The organism is Rubripirellula amarantea, assembly GCF_007859865.1.
Lineage (GTDB): Bacteria > Planctomycetota > Planctomycetia > Pirellulales > Pirellulaceae > Rubripirellula > Rubripirellula amarantea.
The window spans coordinates 1,258,963-1,279,102 of the sequence record NZ_SJPI01000002.1 but is presented as its reverse complement, the minus strand read 5'-3'; the positions used below and the strand labels follow the sequence as shown (position 1 = coordinate 1,279,102).

Here is a 20,140-nt window from a genome sequence, read left to right as displayed (position 1 = left end):
CGGGAGCAGCATTCTAGCGTTTCGATGCGGCGTCGGTGACGTGGGTGTCAATCCAACGCAGATTGCGAAATTCGGGAGCCGTTCCGATCCAGCGTTTGCCGACAATCTTTGGCGAGCGATCGATACCCGCAGCAGGCATAAGACGTTCGGTATCGCTCAGTCTTAATTCGTGAACATCGTTCCAGCTTTTGAGCGGATCGCCTGAGCAGTCGGGGAAATCCTGAAGCGTCAGGACAACTTCGTTCCACTTGTCGCCGCTAGCGATTTCGACGACTGCCGCGTGTTGATCCAATGAGATGACAAGCTGGTTAGACTCTTCAGAACGTACTTGCAGCGCTAGGCTAGCCTGTTCCGGAGCTTGGTGGGATTGGTCTCGAAGTTTGTGAGTTGATCGAGGCCATTGTGCGGGGCGATACGAGAACCATTCTTTCGTCCATCCTGGTTCGAACGTTTCGATCATATTGGTACGTTGAAGTGATGCCTTTCCGAATGATTCGTTCCCAGGTGATTCGTTCCCAGGTGATTCGTTCCCAGGTGATGCCTTCAATCCGGCCGACCGCAGATCCTCCGGGGAAATCTTTTCTATCAGCGACGACACGTTGAAGCGATCGGTCGTATAGATGCGGTAGTAGTATCCAGCACCTGAAACTGGTTCGTCGAGACCATAAACGACGTTGGCGAAGACCCACAGCGGCTTGTCGACGGATGCCAGGGGAAGTTCGGCTGACCACTCGCCGTCAAGAGCTTTCGCGGCCGCATGCCGCCAAAAACGCGTGACAGTGTTTTGCCGGTCCGCGGATGTCTCTTCCGGCTTTCCGTGCTGAGTGTAATAGACGTCGACCGATTGAACTTCCTGCGACACGTCGGGATGGATCGTGCACATGGGAGTTCCATTGGCGGTTTTTAATTGAACCGAAGTTATGGGTGTGCTTGGGAATTGGAAGCGGTGTTGCAAGTGCTGGTCGAACCAAAGCAAACTTGCAACTTCGTACTCGCTAGTGTCTTGATGATTGTGGTGGGGTGAACACGTGACACGCCATTGGTCAGTCCTGATCTCGTCGATGGCTTTGGGAAGATCGCCAATCCGACCGTGAAAGTCATTCGCGGGACTCAAGAAAATGATGGGACAGGTAATCCTCTCTAGGCTTGCGTCGTCCCCCAATGTCGATTGAAACAAATCGCTCGCGTTGTCCCGATCACTGATTCCTCCGCAGGATGGGGCGGCGGCTTTGACGCGAGGGTCGGTTGCAGTCAGGACCGTGAGCTTGCCGCCCATTGAATGACCATAGACGCCCAGTCGGTCCCGATCGACTTCGGGTTGCTGTTCCAGAAACGTTAACGCTCGCCGGGCCGCCAGGGCAGTCAAGAACCAACCGCTGTTGCGCGGCGAATCCACCGTATCAAGCGTCCAAGGTTTGGGGCTAATGCTGGGGAAATGGTTGCCTGCGTTTCGACCGGGCGCGTGGTAGCCATCAACGGCACCCCAGTCAGTGGTGAGTTTGTAATTGGGGTTGTCCGTTTTCTTGTCCCAGAAGAGCTTTACTTCGCTCGGTCCAACTCGGTAGTCAGGGGCCGAAATGCGACCAGCCCACGCCAGCGAAACGGTCGCGTATCCACGTTTGCCATTCATCAAGCAAGCTTTGTGATCGGCATACTGACCACCGCCATGGATCTGAACGAGTCCCGGGAACTTCTGGTCAGGATCGCTTCGGCGTGGAAAGCCATACACCGCAGCCAAGGTCGCCGGTCGTCCCTTGAATACACCCACCCGGAACCGCACGATTCGCAGGACGACTGCCTCTTCTTCCCATTCTTGGATCACCTCTACTTGCAACGGTTCAGCACTTGCGTCGAAACCGCTCCACAATTCGTCCCAGTTTTGCGGTGGTTGGCCGTCGACCAAAGCTGGCAATGTCTCTGGGCCTTGTCCGAACGCAGTGCAGCAAGTCACTAACGTCAAAGCGAACGAGATGAACGTGCCGAGCGAGCAATGCAAAAGGAATCGGGATCGCTTTGAGTGCATGTTAATAAATTTGAATTGGATTGGATAACCAGTCTGGCGACCGAGCGAAGGATCTAATCCTAAACAAACTGTGTGGTGCCGATGTGCCGCCAATCGGGCATCGCCACTCTTTTTCATAGGCGATTCGCAAATCTGATTCGCAGCGAGGTCGCAACGGACATGTCGCGGCGAGTTTGTGTAGCCATCTCGCGATACCGCCGGACACAGAATAGTCAGCAGTCTGATGATGTGTGTTCAGACGTCACTGGGAAGTAGGGTGAGCCAATTATGTTAGTCTTAATGTTGAACGCTTCGCAGACATTGGTTCGTTCGACCTTCTTGCCCTGACGTTTTGATGACCAACCGCACCAGCAATTCAGACGTGATATCAGAAAGCAAAGGGAACCTGCGCTTCTTTGTTGCGGGGGGATTGGCATTGGTGATTTTCCTCGTTGATATGCAGTCCCAGAAAAGCCTTGCGGTTGGATATGTATTAGTAGTTGCGATCGCTCAGTGCTCGAAAATCGCACGCCATGTACTCGCGGCAGCGACATTGAGTTTGATTCTTACATTCGTCGCCGCAATCTTGGCGTTAAGAACAGCGGGCGTGGCTACGGTAGCAGTCCAGAACGGTCTAGCGCTCACGGCGATCGCCGTCACGACGTACTTGTGTTTACAAACGCTGCCTGGATTCCGCGGACGATTGAAAGATAAGGGCGAGGGGGTGTCGGACGCATCGTTGACTGAGTTGCAAGGCGAACGAGCGAAGTTGGCTGCCAGTCAACAGCGAAGTCAATTGATGTTTGAGGCTTCCTTGGATGCTGTCATCACAATAGACCAAAGTGGATCGGTCACCGATTGGAACAATCAAGCGGAGCAAACGTTCGGTTGGTCGAAGTCAGAAGCGACAGGTAGGCTACTAACTGATTTGATCATCCCGGAACGCTACCGGGATGCTCATCGGCGTGGGCTTGAGCATTACCGACTAACCGGTGAAGGTCCAATACTAAATCAGCGGTTAGAGCTGTATGCGCTCAATCGAAACGGGACTGAATTTCCTGTCGAGCTGACGATCGTTCCTCTGCCACTCGATTCGGGAGAACAGTTTTGTGCTTATGTTCGCGATGTGACGCATGCGAAGAAGGTTACGGCTGATCTAGGTGAACGTGAGTCGCGAATTCGAGCTTTGCTTGATTCAACAGCCGAAGGCATTTATGGGCTCGACCTCGAAGGAAACTGTACCTTCGCTAACTCGGCCTGTGCTCGCTTGCTGGGCTATGAAAGTGCGGATGATTTTGTGAATCAGAACATGCATCGTTTGATTCACCATTCTAAAACGGATGGCTCGGTTTATGCCGAAGATGAGTGCCAGATCTATCTTGCCTTTCAAAAGTGCGAAGGCGTTAACGTTGATAATGAGGTGTTTTGGCGAAAGGATGGGACCTCGTTTCCGGTTGAGTACTGGTCGTATCCGTTGACCGAAAACGGTGATCTGGTTGGATCGGTGGTGACGTTTCTGGATATTTCTGAGCGAATCAGTCTTACCGTTGCTCAGCGTGAGCTCACCGAGAAGCTCGAGCAACTCGTTGCAACTCGAACCGACGACCTCTCGACGACTCGGGATCGTTTGGAGTTGACTTTAGTCGGAGCCAACGTGGGTCTTTGGGATTGGAACGCGACCAACGACGAGGTTACCTATTCAACAACGTACAAACGCCAACTAGGTTATCCACCGGAGACCGATTGGAACAAGTTCCAGGACTGGGAATCGCGACTTCATCCCGACGATGTGGAACTGGCTCATCAAATGGTCGCTGAGTATTTCGAGCACCGGTCACCTGAGTACAAATCAACGTTTCGGATGAGGTGCAAAGATGGTTCCTATCGGTGGATGCTTGCGCAGGGAAAGGCGGTGTTCGATTCCGACGGTAAGCCTCTTCGTATGACCGGCGTTCACGTTGATATTACCGAACGTCGAGAATCGGAACGAGAGCTGAAGCGGCTTAATGACGCGCTCCAGGAAGCTAACTTGGCGCTCCAAGAGAGCAATGTTGAACTGCAGCAGTTCGCCTACGTTGCCTCGCACGACTTGCAGACGCCTTTGCGTGCTATCGCTGGCTTCTCTCAGTTCTTGCAGTCCGACTTTTCCGGCAGGTTGGACGCTCGGGCAGACGATTACATCTCACGAATTGTCAGGGGTGTCAAACGGATGCAAAAGATGATCGATGATCTCTTGCAGTTCTCTCGAGTTGAATCACGTGCGGCGCCGTTTGAGCAGATTTCGCTGAATGATGTCTACGCGGATGCGATAGAACTTTTGAACGCATCGGTTGTTCAGTTCGATGCTGAAGTCACGCGAGACGATTTGCCCATGGCGTTTGGCGATCCGGCTCAGCTAACTCAACTGCTGATGAACTTGATTGGCAACGCGATCAAGTACCACCGCGAAAAACCAGTCGTTCACGTTTCAACGACGGCCAACGATAACGAGGTGACTCTAAGCGTCAAAGACAACGGTATTGGAATTGCCGACGTTTATCACGAACGGATTTTCGAAGTGTTTAGGCGATTGCATACCAGCTCGGAATATCCCGGAACCGGGATCGGATTGGCGGTTTGCCGGCGGATTGTAAAACGACATGGTGGACGAATTTGGGTTGAATCAGCCGAAGGTGTCGGGAGCACCTTTCACGTAACGCTTCCGGTCTTGAAAGATTCCATTGACGAGGGCGCCTAATACGACTTTCGTGTGAAGGAACGTTTCCAGAAGTGCCACTCGCAAATTGTCAACAATTAGCCTCTTTCGTACCTCTAGTGTACATATTACAATCCCCCTGGATGATGCCTATTCGTTACTCGTTTTTGATTCATGATGACCGTTTTGAAGGAATCGAGAGATCGGGATGATAGTGATCTCAGTCCAACACGAGTTTCTTCTGAATCGTTGATTGATAATCTGCGGGCAACCAAGCAATTTTCCAGTGAGCAACTCCAGCTAATTCACAACGAGCTCATTGCGTGGAGCGGGTTTGATCCTGAGCTAAATCGCCAAGATTTGGTTGTTGCCACTGAGAAGGTGATCGGAAGGTACCGTATCGAAGCGCTCTTGGGCGAAGGTGGTGCCGGTCATGTCTATCGAGCGCGGCCCATTGCTGGGGGCGACAGTGTTGCGCTGAAGTCGATCAAGAACTTGCGTTTGAACGAGCGATTCAAGCGAGAAATGCAGCTCGCGCAGCATCTGGCGCACCCGAACGTTGTGATCGCCTACGAGGTGGGTGAGCACGAGGACGTCCCTTACATCGTGATGGAAGAGTTGACCGGTCCCGACTTGCACCAGCACGTCGTCCGGGCGGGGCCGATTTCCTGGGAAGAGTCCATCCACATCATGCTCGACGCAGCTCGCGGCCTTGAACATGCTCACGAGCGCGGCCTGATTCATCGCGACGTGAAGCCCGGAAACCTGATGTTCCACTACGATCGCGTCAAGGTTGCTGATCTTGGGTTGGCGGCGCTATCGGAAACTCAGGAACACGACTCGAAGAACCAGTTCAATACCGATGGTGAACTTTGCTTGGGAACACCTGAGTTCATGGCGCCTGAGCAAGCCAAATCACTGAAGGCAGCGACGGCGGCTTCAGACATCTATGCATTGGGAGCGACGTGGTTTTTTTTGCTGACCGGTCGTCCGCGAGTTCGAGGCGGTACGCTAGGCGAAAAACTTGCGTGTTTGCTCTATCAGAAAGGGCTGGAAGAATTGCCGAGTGAATGCGCGCCGGATGAAGTTCGCCGAATCTGGTCCAAAATGATTGCTCACAAAGTTGACGATCGCTACGCAACGATGTCCGAGGTCACCAAAGAGCTCGAGAACGTATGTCCGACGGTGTTTACTCAAGCCAAACAAGATGTGCACGTTCTAGTGGTCGAAGATGATCAGGACGACATGCTATTGACCGTGGAACTACTGAAGCGAGGCAATAGCTCGGTGACGGTCAATACGGCAAACACATTGCGAGTCGCCATTCAACAGGCGATGTGTCTCGATTCGCTTGATGTCGTACTTCTTGACCTTCGGCTTCCCGACAGTTCCGGTGTCGAGACGGTGAAACGAATGCGCGAAGCGGTTTCGAAAGCCGCGATCATTGTCCTCACTGGACAAGATGATTTGCAACTTGGTCAAGCCTGTATCGAAGCGGGAGCAGATGAGTTTGCGTGCAAGAACGATTTGAACGCTCATCTATTAGAACGCACCATCTTTATCACGATGAGCCGATGCAGTCACAGCAGTTAGACTGCGTACGGATACCGTCATGGAAATGAAACCAGAAAATCAAGTTCTGCTTGTCGAAGACAACCCGGATGATGTCGAGCTAACGCGCGAGAGCTTTCGTAGAACCGATCGTCGCCTCAACCTATCGCACGTTGGCAACGGAATTGAATGTCTGAAGTTTCTACGCAAAACCGAGGGCTACGAAGACGCGCCGACGCCTGATTTGATTCTGCTGGACCTGAACATGCCGATCATGGATGGTCGTGAAGTTCTGCGTGCCCTTGCTGACGATGACCAACTCAAACGACATCGTGTCGTTGTGCTGACGACCTCAAGTTCAAACACGGATTTGTTGGTATGTCACAGCTTCGGGTGCAATGCCTACGTGGTAAAACCCGTCGACGTCCACGAATTCCAAGTCATCGTAAATTCGATCTGCGATTTTTGGTTCGATGCGGCGATGGCACCTGAAATCCCTTAGCAACATTCGCGGTGCGACCAGTTGTTAAGGACGCGGAAATTGACGTGTAACTAACGTGAAAACTGATGTGTCGTTAGCGACCACGCCGCTTGCAGTCCGGTCAACGTCTTGGCAAATGCGTGGTGCTCAGTGCGATTCGACGACGCAACTACTTGTTAGGATGTAATTGGCCATCGAGTAAAACGTTTGCCTCTTGATTGGCGGTGTTGATGACTTCCTCGATCATGACCGCTTCCCCACCACGTTCTTTGCTTAGCGACGCGGCTTGCATGAAGGCATAGATCTCGATGGTTTCGGATGCATCGATCGGAGGCTTTCGGGTACGGAAGAACTTGGCGATCTCCAATAGCAAGGGTTGATACCCGTCGTACTTGCCGATCGGTTCAGTTGCCTTATCGCCAAAAACTGTGCCGCCGTAACCATGAGGACCTTTCCGCATGCCGTAATAGATCCCTATTCGCTCGTTGTTCCAAACACCGACAACGACCTCGCGATCTTGGGTGGAGGTATGACGCACCAATTGGCAATTCGGTCCCATGCAGGTGTAGAGCAGTTCGACGCCATGAATCCCGTACCAGAACAAATCGGTATGAGAAGGCTCTAACGTGCAAGGGCTATAGGTATTGCAACCCAGGACATCGCCCACTTTTCCGCCGCGTATCGCTTGTGCACCTTTGCTATATCGAAGTGAAGAAGCTGAGAACATCGGAACCTGATAATGCTCCGCCGCCTTAAAGATCGCGACAACTTCCGAAAGGTTTGAACCGGTTGGCTTGTCGATGAAAACAGGTTTGCCGGCACGAAATACTTCAAGCGCTTGTTTTAAGTGTGGCCCGCCGTCATTTGTTTCCAACAACACGCAATCGACGCGTTTGAGTAGTTCGTCGATCGAATCTACGATCTCTACGCCAAGCGATTGAACTTCCTCGGTAAATTTTGGAATGCGGTTGTAGCTTGATTCAATCGTGCGGCTGCCATAGGGATACGCTGCGACAACGCGGCAGTTTCGAAGTTCTGGGTTGGCCGGGGTTTGGTTCAATTCTTTGGTGAACGCCGGAACGTGGGATGTGTCGAGTCCAATGACACCCACTCGAAGTGTCTCGGAGTCATCTGCGCTTGCAAACGCACTGATCGCAACGATGCTGAAGACACAAAGCCACTGCAAACTCGGTAGTAGACGTTGAGATAGGTTCATCAGGTGGGCTTTCTATTTGAGGTGGGCATGAGAGCGGAAGCAGATGCTGGAATCGCAAGGTTAGTACTTTAACGGATCGTAGACGCGATTGTGCGATGATCACATCGCCAGGCGAGTCTTCGAACGTTCAATCGCGGCGATTCAGAACGAATTGATCGCGGACGTCACCTTTGACCATCAGGCACTTACCGGTCAGCGTGTCCGCTTCGAACGTAAGTATGAAAACGTGGTCTCCCTTGTCCGCCATTCCGGGTGATTGCAAGAACCAGCGGTCGGTCTTGGGAGTGCGCTGTGGCACGCCGAGACCGCCTTCGCCAATGTAAACGACGCCGGTTTTGTCATGCTTGTTGTTACGTATGGGGAGCGTCCGCTTGATGTTGTGTCCGTCCGCTTCGCAAACTAAGTCAACGTTATGCTTCTCGAACAACGGCACCCAGCTCTGCAAGCCAGCGCCTGGATTCTTCACCGCCGGATAAACCGGTCGATGGTACTGAGCGAGTAACCAGCGGTGTGAGCCCCGTGCGGATTCGAGTTCCTTATCAAGCCACTTAGCTTGCGTGCCTGCTGTGCTGATTTCGGAATTGAGCGTCACGAACCGAACCTCTGAACCCAGGCTGATGCCATAGTAGTTCTTGTCGTCATCTGGGAATGCAAACACTTCGTTGAAGGGTTTACCGTGATCATGGTTTCCGCGAGCGGGAATGATTGGCAACATGCGACCGTCGGTCCCGATTGTCAGTTCGTGATCTGATAACCACATCGACCAAAGGTTCATTTTGTTTCCGCTGACGATGTAGTCCCCGCCATGAGCCAACGCAATAATGTCGTCTGAGGGTACATCGTTCTCATGAGAATCTGCGACCAGTTTCGCGATCATCGCATTCACGCCCCGACGAGCTTTCTGATCACTACGTGAATCTCCGCCATGCAACAGGCTGAATGGACGATCGTCTGAAGGTGCCGTCTCGAAGTACAGCAACGGAGACTCTTCGCCGTCGCTGATCATTTGAACTTCATAGGCCGTCGAAGGCTTTAAGTCGGTTAAGCGAGCGTGATGGTAGTAGAGTTCGACTTCACCACCGGTGAAACGACCGCTAGCAGCCATTGCGATTCCTTGGTTGCTCGGGTCGGCTCGCTCATGGAAGTTCACGCGATGATCCGACCCACGCTCGGCGGTGCTCCATGATATCGTTGCCGTGGTAGCAGGATCGTCTGTCCAGATCACACGGTAGTGTGCGGGTTGAGTGCCTTGAAGTGGAGCATCTGCGGATGCCGATGTTGCAAGTGCAGCTCCGATACCAAGGGCAGCGACGGCCAAGAATGTCGAAAGTACTTTTTGAGTGGGCATGGACAGTTTCAGCACTTCTTTTTGCGTGAAAACGAGACAGAAGGCGAGGGCAAGCGGAACGCCAGCGTTAGCTGACCGAACGATTGTTTCGGGCCAAGCGGATAAACCAAACGCGGTCATCCGGCTAATCGCGGTGAGTGCTCCCCAAAAAGCCATGTAAAAGGCGATCGCGGGTAGGCGTGTGATTAGCAACAAGCCAGCGAGCAGAACATCGATGGCACCAATGGCCACGAGGGCATTCTCGACAAGGGACTGCTCGAAGTTCAATCTCAAGGTATTGGCATCAGTCAACAAGATCAAGTCGGTAAAGGGGCCATAGCATTGAACCGCTTTATACCCGTGCACCAGGAAAGTGGCTGCAACGGCGTAGATCATGACTTGCATCGCCGGCGCGTGCCGATGCTTTTCGTTACCGGTCACGCTCTCTCGATTGAGCAAAACTAAAGCGATGGGTGCAGCAATTCGAACAGCGTACTCGCCTAAAGCCAGTTCAGCGTAGAGCCCGCCCCGAACCATATGGGCAAGCGCCATGGTTATGACCCAACTCGAAACCGATATTGCCGCGACCGTATCGAAAATCCGAGTCAGTCGAGTGTTAATCGCCGCATTGATAGCGATCACTACTGCGGCCACTAGGCAGATGATCGCTCCCGCGTCGTCAATTCTTTGGGCTAGGATCTCGGGGTAACCTAGGTCGAAGAATAAAAAACCATAGATATCGCTTTCGGTTTCGCTAGCCGAAAAGACATAACGTCCGCCCAAACCGATACACTGGATCAAAACTGCGATTCGCAGGCAAAGGATGGCGGCTCGCTGCGACCCAGAGTGTAGGTGCTGCGACCCAGAGTGTAGGTGCTGCGACGCAGGGTCTACGTGTTGCGACGCAGGTTGTAGGTCGGGCAAAGCGGTCGTCGTCATGAATTGCGGAGCTGCTTTGTGGAAAACACCGTGGGCCTGCGGGATAGCGATAACTATAATTTGTTTGCGTTTGAATGTGGTGCTAGCGGCCACGCTTCACGCAAGATTCGTGCAACGTGCTGTTTCTACACGTGAATCTTGACTTACAACCTCGCCAGGTAAATGCTCTCTCGTGTCTGAATCTAACGCCGCGACCGAATTAGATGCGAATCGGAACGCACCCATTTATCTGGGCATCGATCTAGGTGGAACGTCGATCAAGCTTGCCTTGGTTCGTGAAGAAAAGATCGTCGCGCTGGAACAGGTGCTGACGAAAGACTTCCTAGGACCGCGAGAGGTGTTTGAGTTTGCCCTGTCCTTTGCGAAACGCCAAATCGAGACTTTGGGGTACCAGTTCGATCAACTGCAAGCGGCTGGCTTGGCTGCCCCCGGAGTGCTTGCCCCGGACGTGGATGAGCTACGGGAAGTGGCCAATTTGTCTGCGTGGACGAATGTTTCACTCACCGACGTCGCAACGCGAATCCTCGAGAAGCCAGTGGTGTTGTTGAACGATGCCAACGCGGCGGCCCTTGCCGAGTACAAGGCTCGCGATCTTGACGGTCGCTCGTTAGCCTTGGTGACGCTTGGTACCGGAATTGGTTGTGGACTGCTTCTCAACGGCGTTCCTCATTGCGGCGATTCGGGGATCGGCGGCGAACTAGGACACGTCGTGATCGATGCTGCCGACCATGCTTGGCTTTGCGGTTGCGGCAAGCGCGGGCACGTCGAAGCCTACGCCGGTGCCGGTGGTGTCGTTAGGATTGCTAAGGAAATGCTGCGAGACAATCCGGGCAGTGTGCTTCATCAAGACATCGATGACTTGAGTCCGTACCTGATTGCTCAAGCTGCCGAACAGGGCGACGCAACCGCAGTCGAAATCGTTTGCCAAACCGCTCGGTATGTCGGGCATGCAGTGTCTATCCTTTGCCATATCGCTGATCCATCCTACGTCTTGTTCGGCGGTGCGATGGATTTCGGAGGTCCGGAATCGACGGTTGGGCTACGGTTCTTGGACGTTGTCCGACAAACGGTGGTCAAGCAATCGTTGGTGCAAGTCGGCGAGCACTTGCACATCGAGTTTGCCACGCTGGGCAAGGATGCGGGAGTGATCGGAGCCGCCTTGTTCGCTGAGCAGGCCCGAGAGACGTCGTCGGAAGCTTGGGATGCAGCATCGTCGAGCCTGTTGAAGAACACCACCTCATTCGCGGAGCAAGGAACGTGAATTCTGCAATGTCGTTTCAAGATTCAAACGTGACCGAGCGAGACGGTGACCAACCCGGAAGTATCGCTTTCCGCATCTTTGCCGATTCCAAGAGCGCCAGTTCAGCCGTGGCGACCGAGATTGCGTCGTTGATTCGGACACGAGCATCACAAGGCAAGACTTGCGTTTTGGGACTGGTTGCGGGATCGTCGCCTATTGATGTCTATGTCGAACTCGTCCGAATGCATCGCGAGGAAGGGCTTTCGTTTGCCAACGTGACGACGTTCAATTTGGACGAGTACTTGCCAATGGAGCCTGATGGCCCGCAGAGTTACGTTCGATTCATGAACGAAAACTTGTTCAGTCACATCGACATGCGTCCCGAGAATATCCACATACCCGATGGTACGCTGGCTACGGAACAGGTTGCCGATTTCTGTCGTCGTTACGAAGGTATGATCGCGGAAGCGGGTGGAATCGACATTCAAGTATTAGGCATCAACCGGACCGGCCATATTGGGTTTAATGAGCCCGGATCAGATCTCAGGTCGCGGACACGAATGATCACGCTTGACAACGTGACGCGAACGGATGCCGCTAGCGATTTTTTTGGGATCGAGAATGTGCCGCGACGGGCCATCACGATGGGCGTCGGCACCATCATGGAGGCTCGTCGAATTCTACTGCTCGCGTTTGGAGACAACAAAGCGAGCATCGTTGCTCGCACCATCGAAGGTGGCGTCGATCCTTCCGTGCCTGCGACGTTTCTTCAATTGCACGATCAAGCCGAATTTATCATCGACAGTGGTGCAGCTTCGGCACTATCGCATGTGATCGCACCTTGGTCCTGTGGTGATGTGGTGTGGGATCGGGCGATGGTTCGCCGAGCGGTGATCGGGTTGTCTCAAGAAGTCGGTAAACCCATCTTGATGTTGACGGACGCTCATTACAACCAACATGGTCTGCAAGGATTGTTGGCCGAGTATGGAAGCGCCTATGAAATCAACTTGCAAGTTTTCCGGCAACTGCAAGCGACGATCACGGGTTGGCCGGCGGGCAAACCCGAACACGCTAAACAAGCGGGTGACCGCCCTTCGGTGGGCGATGATGTATTCCCGAAAAGGATCCTCGCGTTTTCTCCGCATCCCGACGACGACGTCGTTTCGATGGGCGGAACCCTGATCCGTTTGGCTGGCCAGGGCCACGATGTGCACGTTGCTTATCAGACCTCCGGCAATATCGCGGTGTTCGACGACGACGCGCTTCGGTTTGCTGACTTTATCACTCAGTACTGCGAAGAGTTCAGCATCAGTAGCCCGCGGATTGACGAGCTTGATTCGGCAATCACCCAGTCGCTTCGAAACAAAGATCCCAACCAGGTCGACAGTGACGAAGTGCGCCGAATCAAAGGGTTGATCCGCCGCGGCGAAGCCATTGCCGGAGCCCGGGTGTGTGGTATCCCCGAGGAAAAATTGCACTTCATGAATCTTCCGTTTTACGAAACCGGTCGTGTCCAGAAAGGGCATGTCACGGAGAAGGACGTCCAATTGACGGTTGATTTGATGCGAGAGATCCAACCACACCAAATTTATGCCGCCGGCGATCTGTCGGACCCGCATGGAACGCATCGAACGTGTCTCGACATCATCTTCAAAGCCTGTCGTGAATGTCAGAATGACGATTGGATGAAGTCCTGCGATGTGTGGCTGTATCGAGGTGCATGGCAAGAATGGGGACCGCACGAAATCGAGATGGCCGTTCCGTTGAGTCCTCAAGAGGTCGATAAGAAACGCGTCGCCATCTTCAAACACGAATCGCAGAAAGATCGAGCAATGTTTCCTGGATCGGACATGCGAGAATTCTGGCAGCGTGCGGAGGCTCGAAACGCTGACACCGCAAGAGTCTACGATGCCTTGGGGATGGCTCAATATCAAGCGATGGAAGGCTTCGTTCGCTGGAAACGCGACTAAGTCCGTTGAGCAAAGCCGAATGAAACTGGCCGAGGCAATCGTAATCGCAACTCAAGGAAGCTCCACTCGATGATTTTGACAACGATTGACTACGTTGTGATAGCCGCCTACTTCGTGGTCACGATCGGAATTGGTTTGTGGTTTCGATCGCGAGCCAGCAAGGACATTTCAGAATACTTCATCTCGGGACGATCGCTCCCCTGGTGGGTCGCTGGCACGTCGATGGTGGCGACCACGTTCGCCGCCGATACGCCGCTCGCGGTAACCGGGCTAACGATCCAGCACGGCTTAGCGGGTAACTGGGTTTGGTGGTCATTCGCGCTCGGCGGAATGGTAACCGTCTTTATCTACTCGAGGTTGTGGCGTCGTTCCGGAGTGATGACCGACGTCGAGCTTGTTGAGATGCGTTACTCGGGGAAGCCAGCAGCGTTGCTTCGCGGTTCACGCGCGATCTACATCTCGATGATCGTTAATCCAATCATTATCGGATGGGTCACGTCAGCGATGTACACGGTGTTGAACGAGACGATCCTATACCAGGTTCCTGCATCGAGCCTAGAAGTATCGCTTTTTGGTGAAAGCGCTCTCGCATATCGACCGTGGATCATCATCTTTGCGACGCTTGCGTTAGTGGGTGTGTACGGGATGATGTCGGGCATGTGGGGTGTTGCGGTCGCAGATGCGTTGCAGTTCTGCTTGGCCATGTTCGGTTGCGCGGCGCTAGCGTGGTTGGCGATCGGACATTTTGGCGGCGCTCGGGAACTGGAAGCACGAGTGGTCGAGAATTTTGGCGAGGGCGGCACTGCCGCTTTCGATTTGATTCCTGACTTCACGGGCGAAAACGCGTGGATGCCGGTGCACGTGTTCCTGCTCTTGTTGCTGGTGCAGTGGTGGGCCACTTGGTATCCCGGTGCCGAACCCGGCGGTGGCGGATACGTGGTCCAACGGATGGCGTCTTGCAAGGACGAGCGGCATTCGTTGTTGGCGACCCTTTGGTTTCAGATCGCTCACTATTGCGTTCGTCCATGGCCCTGGTTAATCGTGGCGCTGGCAGCCTTGGCGATGTACCCGGATTTACGGCAAGGTGAGTTAGCGGATCCTGCTTTTGACTCGGGAGTCGGCTTTCCCCGAGTGATGCGCGATTTGAGTCCGGCGGGTTTGCGGGGCTTGTTGACGGTCACGTTTTTCGCCGCATTCATGTCAACCTTAAGCACCCAAATGAACTGGGGAGCGTCGTATCTTGTTCGCGACGTCTATCAACGTTTTTTACGCCCCGAGGCCACGGAACGTCAATTAACCAAGGCCTCGCGGTTTGCGTCGCTGATTGTCTTAATCGGAGGCGGTGTCGCGTCGGTGTTGATGTTTGGCAAGTCGGTCGATGCAGCATGGCAATTACTGCTGGCGCTCGGCGCGGGCACTGGCGCTGTCTTCATGCTGCGTTGGTTTTGGTGGCGAATCAATGCTTGGAGTGAAATTGTCTCGATGTTTGGTTCGCTGGTGTTTTTCATCTCAGTAGGACCTGCCTTCAGTGCGATGGGCATGGACGCACCAGGACCGGAGGTCAAAATGTTTTTCGTTGCTTTGCTAACGATCGTGTTGTGGGTATTGGTGACATTCTTGACTCCGCCGGAAAGCGACAGCACGCTGGATGCGTTTTATCGAAAGGTGCGTCCCGGAGGCCCGTTTTGGAAACCAGTCGCCGAACGCAATCCCGGCGTGAATGTGGACCAGGACCTCGTGATGTCCTTGCTTGCGGCGATTTGCGCCACCGGAATTGTCTATTCGGTGCTACCCGGAATTGGAAACCTAATCTTCGGTCACTACGCCGCGGCATTTACCTGCGGTGCGTTTGCGTTAGTGTTCTCGATCATTGTCGCGATCCTAGTGCGTCGGCTCACGCAATCTGACGAAACGGCCGGTAGTCCTAAATAGTGTTCTTGTGGTTCAAGCAGAACGTTCGTTGTATCTGTGGCATTTCTGTATCACCCTTGGAGTTTGATTTCTGTGAGACATGTATTGATTCTCGTTGTGTTGTCGATCGTTGCCTCGCAGTTGCTTGCCGCTGAGAAACCGGACGCTCGGCCAAATATCCTGTTTGTGTTTTCTGACGATCACGCGTTAGAAGCCATCTCGGCCTACGGCGGACGGTTCAAGGACATTGCTCCGACTCCCAATCTCGATCGTATTGCTCGAGAAGGCGCTCTCTTTGAAAACTCTTTTTGTGCCAATTCGATATGTGGGCCATCGAGAGCCTGCATTTTGACGGGGAAGCATTCCCACGTGAATGGCTTTCGACAAAACAGCGACCGCTTTGACGGCGACCAATGGTGTTTCCACAAAGATCTGGGCCAGGTCGGCTATTCCACCTCGATCATCGGGAAGTGGCATTTGGGTGGAACGCCTAAAGGCTTTGACCACTGGGAGATCTTTCCGGGGCAAGGCAGCTATTACAATCCCGACTTTCTTACGATGGACGGAAAACGACATCGAGAAAATGGGTACGCAACCGATTTGGTAACCGACAAAGCGATTGATTGGTTGAACCGTCGTGACAAGTCAAAGCCGTTCTTGTTGATGTGCCAGCACAAGGCACCGCATCGTACGTTCGCACCAGCGCTGCGACACCTGTCGGCGTTAGACGGCGTTAAGTTTCCAGAACCGGCTAGCCTTTTCGACGACTATTCCACACGGTCTTCGGTATTAGGCCAGAATCAAATGTCGATCGCCAACCATCTTCGCTGGACGTACGACTTGAAGGTGCGACCGACGGAACACAAAGGTATTGTTTTGCCAGGTCCCGACAAGGGATTTGCCATTGAGTACCAACGAATGAATGATGATCAAAAACAGGCTTGGGATCAGCACTTTGCCCCACTCAATCAAAAGTTCATCGCTGACTTTCAAGATGGCAAGTACAGTGATCGGACTGATTTGACTAAGTGGCTGTACCAGCGGTACATGCAGAACTACTTATCGACAATCAAGGCGGTCGACGAGTCGGTCGGACGCTTGTTGGCCTATCTCGATGACAATGGACTAACCGAAAACACCATCGTTATCTACTCGTCAGACCAGGGCTTCTATCTTGGCGAGCACGGTTGGTACGACAAACGGTGGATGTTTGAGGAATCGTTCAAAATGCCATTGATGGTCCGTTGGCCGGGCGTAGTCAAACCCGGTATACAACCGCAAGCGCTTGTGCAGAACATTGACTATGCGCCCACGTTTTTAGACGTGGCGGGTGTTGCGATCCCCGACGAGGTGCAAGGGCGTTCGTTGTTGCCGATCTTATCTGACGCGGGACATCGTCCGAGCGACTGGCGTGAATCGCTCTATTATCATTACTACGAGAGTGGCGGTGAACACAACGTGCCCGAACACGACGGCGTGCGAACCGATCGATACAAACTGATTCACTTTATCGAGACCGATGAATGGAACCTGTTTGACCTCGAAGCAGATCCTCATGAGATGAACAATCTATATGATCATCCTGAGAGCAAGGATCTGCGGGAACAGTTGACGCGCGAGCTTCAACGCCTTCGCGACCAATATCAGGTCTCGTCGGAACCGGTGCTAGAACCAGTGCAGTAAGCTCACTTGGTTGGCCGCACGTAAATTCGCATTCGCTTGGTCTTGTAGGACGAAGCGTTCGAGTTGAAGGTCCAGTCTTTCGTCTTTCCTTCGCTGTTGCCGATACCGATGTCGGCTCCTGCGCCCGCTTTCCACTGGTTGACCGCAAAGATGGTTTGGCCTGCTTTGGTGTTGTGGACTTGCATACACCCGTAACCGTCGGTGGGAGGTGACGGTTGATCGCCAAAGTCGTAGTCGGAAGACGACGCCTTTGCGACACCCGCGGAGTTGCCCGGGCCGTAGTTGTTGGGCCAAAATTCTATATTGCCCGTTTCGATCCCCGTCCCAACGGTAACTTTGCCGGAAGTGGAAAACACGTCCATCGAAACAATCGGTTGTTGGAAGTGTGCACCCGAGCTAATCGTAGGTATGCCGATTTTTTGAACGTCGTCGGTGAAGGCATCCATCGTTACAAACAATTCATCGGCCTCGGAATCTGATGTTCCCAGTTGCAAGTAGTATCCAATCCGATCGAACGACTTTACTTCGTCGCTATTATCGATGTTGTACTCGATGTTGGCGGAGAGCTTTGAGAGGTCGAGTTCGTAGACGAGTTGGTAGTCGTCGTTGTGAGGGACTGTCTTGAAGAAGGACGGCAAGTCGCCACCTCTCATGGCGCCCACAGGAAGTCCAGTAGAACCGGTCAAGTTCGGCTCAGCCAACTTGTGCCAAGAATAACGAAAAGCGGTCGGGTTCTGAACCTTTTCGGAGTTGAGCAAAACGCTGTCGCCTTGGATCGTAACGTTTGCCGGTTGAAAACCGCCTGACGACGATCCGATCATCTCGAAATGAGTCGCGGGTTTTCCGTCGCGGGTTTTCAACCCCAACCCCGTGTTGGCAAACCGAATCCGGATGGTGTTGCCTTGTATTTCCATAGATTCCATCGTGGGGTTTTCGGCGATGACACCTTTGCCGTAGTCATTCTTAAGCGCTAGTAGAGCCAGTCGTTTGCCAACGTCTTGCTTATTCGTTGGGTGAATGTCATCAAGCATGGCAATGTCGTTGACGACCACCATCCCCGTGTTGGCAATTGCGGTCGCTTCCTGCTGAGCCTCCCAGAACTCGGGAAGGCGAGAAGGGTCGAGGTCGCCATAGCGGTAAGGAGCAATTTGAACAAAGTAGAAAGGGAAATCGCCTTGGCCCCAAAGTTGACGCCATCCGCCGATCAGTGCTTTCATTTTGTCGGTGTAGATTGCCCCGTCGCTGAGGTTTGATTCACCCTGATACCAGATCGCACCTCGCATCGCGATTCCGAGGATTGGATGAATCATTGCGTTGAAAAGCATCGTTGGGTCTTGATGCTGTTCGAATGGTTTGAGTGACTTCGGAAACTCAGGGCTCGTTTTAACGGGAACGTTTGAGGTGCGTGATTTCGCTTCACGTAGCCAAGCTTCGGTAGCATCCACGTGCTTTTTCAACGTTGATTCGTATTGTGGCGTTCCCGCGGTTCGCCCCAGCACTGAATTGAGAATTCCATGCAACGACTTCTCGGATTCGAATCCTGCTACTGGGGTCCAAGGTTCAATTCGAGTCCCGCCCCATGACGAATTGATCAGACCCACCGGTACATCGAGTTCGTTCAGCAATTCGCGAGCCATGAAGTAGCCTGCGGCCGTGAAGCTACCGACCGTCGTTGGCGAACACACTTGCCAACTTCCTTCGAAGTCGTCGAGCGGAACCATCGATTGGACATGAGGGACTTTGATATGTCGAATTAGCGGGTGCTTTGCGGATGCGATTTCATTCGCTGCATCGTCACTTGAACTTACTGTCCATTCCATGTTGGATTGACCGGAGCACAACCAGACTTCTCCCACAAGAACGTCTTGGAACTCGATGCGATTGTCGCCCTCGATGACCAACGTGGCTGCGTCATGACTAGCTTTCATCGCGGGAAGTTCAGCTTCCCACCTGCCGTTTGCATCGGGCTCGGCCGTGACCGAATTTTGCCCAAGGGAAACTTTCACGGTTTCATTCGCGTCGGCCCAACCCCAGACGTGGATGGGCTTTTGTTGTTGCAGAACCATGTGGTCGCCGAAAACCGAGGGCATTCGCACTTCAGCTTGACACGTTGAATGAAAAAGGACGCTCGACGAAAGTCCAAAGAGGGCGATGGAAAGATGCATCGCCATGCGCGATGCGGCGAGTAGATCAGTGTGAAAACGTAACATAGAGGCACCGAAGATGGTTGAAAGTGGCGAGCCCAGCGGGCTGGCGATCAAAACGGATAGCGATCTAGAATAGCCGAACCAAAGTCATCGTGGTGGCGACAGACAAAAAGCTTGCGTGAGAGCTACAATGAAGAGATGGATCAACCTTCACCAAGGCCGAACTTCTTAACCACGCAGTGGAATCTAGTTGCCCGATCAAACACGGATCATGCAAGTCAGATGACGGCTCGCATGGCTTTGGAAGAATTGTGTAAAGCTTACTGGTATCCGCTGTACGCCTTCGTGCGCAGTCGAGGCCACTCCGCAAATGATGCTCAGGATTTGACTCAGGCATTCTTTGCTAAGATTATCGAATCCAACGGACTTGCTTCGGCTGATGAATCGCGAGGTCGGTTTCGGTCGTATCTTCTCGGAGCGATGAAGCACTTTCTCTCACACCAACGCGAACGTGCTGCGTCGCTGAAACGCGGTGGTGGGACTCAGATCATCCAGTTCGATTCGCTTGATCCTGAAGCGCGATATGCGGTCGAGCCATCGGTGAATGAGGATTTGGATGCGGAGTTCAATCGCCAGTGGGCTCAAGAGATTACGTCACGGGCTCTCGATATTCTGCGGCTTGAAATGACGGAGGCCGGCAAGGCGAATCTCTTTGCGGTGTTAAAGGTGACACTAACTGGCAAGGAGTTTGATCGAAGTTTGGCAGCCGAGCAATTGGCCATCAGTGATGGAGCAGCGAAGGTTGCCATTCATCGAATGCGAGCACGTTATCGAGAAGTCTTGCGGATGATGATTGCTCAAACGGTAGCCGACGAATCGGAAGTGGACGACGAGATGCGTGACTTGGTGAAAGCTCTCTAGTGAGCGAAAAACCGGGTCAGCGTTTCGGAATCATTCGACGTAGGAAGTCCGGCATTC

Annotated in this window: 12 protein-coding genes; 8 read left to right on the top strand and 4 right to left on the bottom strand. The window is 53.2% G+C overall.

The window, feature by feature from the left end; translation table 11 throughout:
• Positions 1 to 13: 13 nt before the first annotated feature.
• Complete coding sequence (locus Pla22_RS18525; protein WP_146516235.1) at positions 14 to 2,023, bottom strand: dienelactone hydrolase family protein; 2,010 nt, start codon at positions 2,021 to 2,023, stop codon at positions 14 to 16.
• A gap of 334 nt (positions 2,024 to 2,357) precedes the next feature.
• Here Pla22_RS18525 and Pla22_RS18520 point away from each other — a divergent pair, with 334 nt between their 5' ends.
• The 3 genes from Pla22_RS18520 (at position 2,358) to Pla22_RS18510 (ending at position 6,750) form a co-directional block, all read left to right on the top strand.
• Positions 2,358 to 4,739 carry a PAS domain-containing sensor histidine kinase gene (locus tag Pla22_RS18520; RefSeq protein ID WP_146516234.1) on the top strand — a complete coding sequence of 794 codons (2,382 nt, stop codon included), beginning with the start codon at positions 2,358 to 2,360 and terminating at the stop codon, positions 4,737 to 4,739.
• A 132-nt stretch (positions 4,740 to 4,871) separates the two neighbouring features.
• Positions 4,872 to 6,290, top strand: a complete 1,419-nt coding sequence (locus tag Pla22_RS18515; RefSeq protein WP_146516233.1) for a protein kinase domain-containing protein — start codon at positions 4,872 to 4,874, stop codon at positions 6,288 to 6,290.
• 19 nt (positions 6,291 to 6,309) lie between these two features.
• Positions 6,310 to 6,750 (top strand): response regulator, encoded by a 441-nt coding sequence (locus tag Pla22_RS18510; protein WP_146516232.1) that lies wholly within the window; start codon positions 6,310 to 6,312, stop codon positions 6,748 to 6,750.
• 148 nt (positions 6,751 to 6,898) lie between these two features.
• On the opposite strand, the gene Pla22_RS18505 is transcribed toward Pla22_RS18510, so the two are convergent.
• The gene (locus Pla22_RS18505) at positions 6,899 to 7,945 is read right to left on the bottom strand and encodes a Gfo/Idh/MocA family protein (protein WP_146516231.1); all 1,047 of its coding nucleotides are present in this window, start codon (positions 7,943 to 7,945) and stop codon (positions 6,899 to 6,901) included.
• Between the two features lie 127 nt (positions 7,946 to 8,072).
• Positions 8,073 to 10,073 carry a purple acid phosphatase family protein gene (locus Pla22_RS25740; protein WP_242632152.1) on the bottom strand — a complete coding sequence of 667 codons (2,001 nt, stop codon included), beginning with the start codon at positions 10,071 to 10,073 and terminating at the stop codon, positions 8,073 to 8,075.
• A 310-nt stretch (positions 10,074 to 10,383) separates the two neighbouring features.
• Here Pla22_RS25740 and Pla22_RS18490 point away from each other — a divergent pair, with 310 nt between their 5' ends.
• The 4 genes from Pla22_RS18490 to Pla22_RS18475 all read left to right on the top strand — a co-directional run bounded on the left by Pla22_RS18490 (position 10,384) and on the right by Pla22_RS18475 (position 17,015).
• A complete protein-coding gene (locus Pla22_RS18490) occupies positions 10,384 to 11,472 on the top strand; it encodes an ROK family protein (protein WP_146516230.1) in 1,089 nt (362 codons plus the stop codon).
• 8 nt (positions 11,473 to 11,480) lie between these two features.
• A complete protein-coding gene (gene nagB, locus Pla22_RS18485) occupies positions 11,481 to 13,421 on the top strand; it encodes a glucosamine-6-phosphate deaminase (RefSeq protein WP_146516229.1) in 1,941 nt (646 codons plus the stop codon).
• 69 nt (positions 13,422 to 13,490) lie between these two features.
• The gene (locus Pla22_RS18480) at positions 13,491 to 15,353 is read left to right on the top strand and encodes a sodium:solute symporter family protein (protein ID WP_146516228.1); all 1,863 of its coding nucleotides are present in this window, start codon (positions 13,491 to 13,493) and stop codon (positions 15,351 to 15,353) included.
• Positions 15,354 to 15,425: 72 nt separating this feature from the next.
• Positions 15,426 to 17,015: a sulfatase family protein gene (locus Pla22_RS18475; RefSeq protein ID WP_242632151.1), complete on the top strand. Its 1,590-nt coding sequence runs from the start codon at positions 15,426 to 15,428 to the stop codon at positions 17,013 to 17,015.
• Positions 17,016 to 17,017: 2 nt separating this feature from the next.
• On the opposite strand, the gene Pla22_RS18470 is transcribed toward Pla22_RS18475, so the two are convergent.
• Positions 17,018 to 19,225 carry a sialate O-acetylesterase gene (locus tag Pla22_RS18470; protein WP_146516227.1) on the bottom strand — a complete coding sequence of 736 codons (2,208 nt, stop codon included), beginning with the start codon at positions 19,223 to 19,225 and terminating at the stop codon, positions 17,018 to 17,020.
• Positions 19,226 to 19,456: 231 nt separating this feature from the next.
• On the opposite strand from Pla22_RS18470, the gene Pla22_RS18465 reads away from it, so the two are divergent.
• Positions 19,457 to 20,083, top strand: coding sequence for an RNA polymerase sigma factor (locus Pla22_RS18465; protein WP_146516226.1), 627 nt, complete (start codon positions 19,457 to 19,459; stop codon positions 20,081 to 20,083).
• Positions 20,084 to 20,140: the final 57 nt, after the last annotated feature.

Coding starts and splice junctions, on each gene's coding strand:
- Pla22_RS18525 (WP_146516235.1), bottom strand. CDS start 2,023: ATGCACTCAAAGCGATCCCGATTCCTTTTGCATTGCTCGCTCGGCACG.
- Pla22_RS18520 (WP_146516234.1), top strand. CDS start 2,358: ATGACCAACCGCACCAGCAATTCAGACGTGATATCAGAAAGCAAAGGG.
- Pla22_RS18515 (WP_146516233.1), top strand. CDS start 4,872: ATGATGACCGTTTTGAAGGAATCGAGAGATCGGGATGATAGTGATCTC.
- Pla22_RS18510 (WP_146516232.1), top strand. CDS start 6,310: ATGGAAATGAAACCAGAAAATCAAGTTCTGCTTGTCGAAGACAACCCG.
- Pla22_RS18505 (WP_146516231.1), bottom strand. CDS start 7,945: ATGAACCTATCTCAACGTCTACTACCGAGTTTGCAGTGGCTTTGTGTC.
- nagB (WP_146516229.1), top strand. CDS start 11,481: ATGTCGTTTCAAGATTCAAACGTGACCGAGCGAGACGGTGACCAACCC.
- Pla22_RS18480 (WP_146516228.1), top strand. CDS start 13,491: ATGATTTTGACAACGATTGACTACGTTGTGATAGCCGCCTACTTCGTG.
- Pla22_RS18470 (WP_146516227.1), bottom strand. CDS start 19,225: ATGTTACGTTTTCACACTGATCTACTCGCCGCATCGCGCATGGCGATG.
- Pla22_RS18465 (WP_146516226.1), top strand. CDS start 19,457: ATGGCTTTGGAAGAATTGTGTAAAGCTTACTGGTATCCGCTGTACGCC.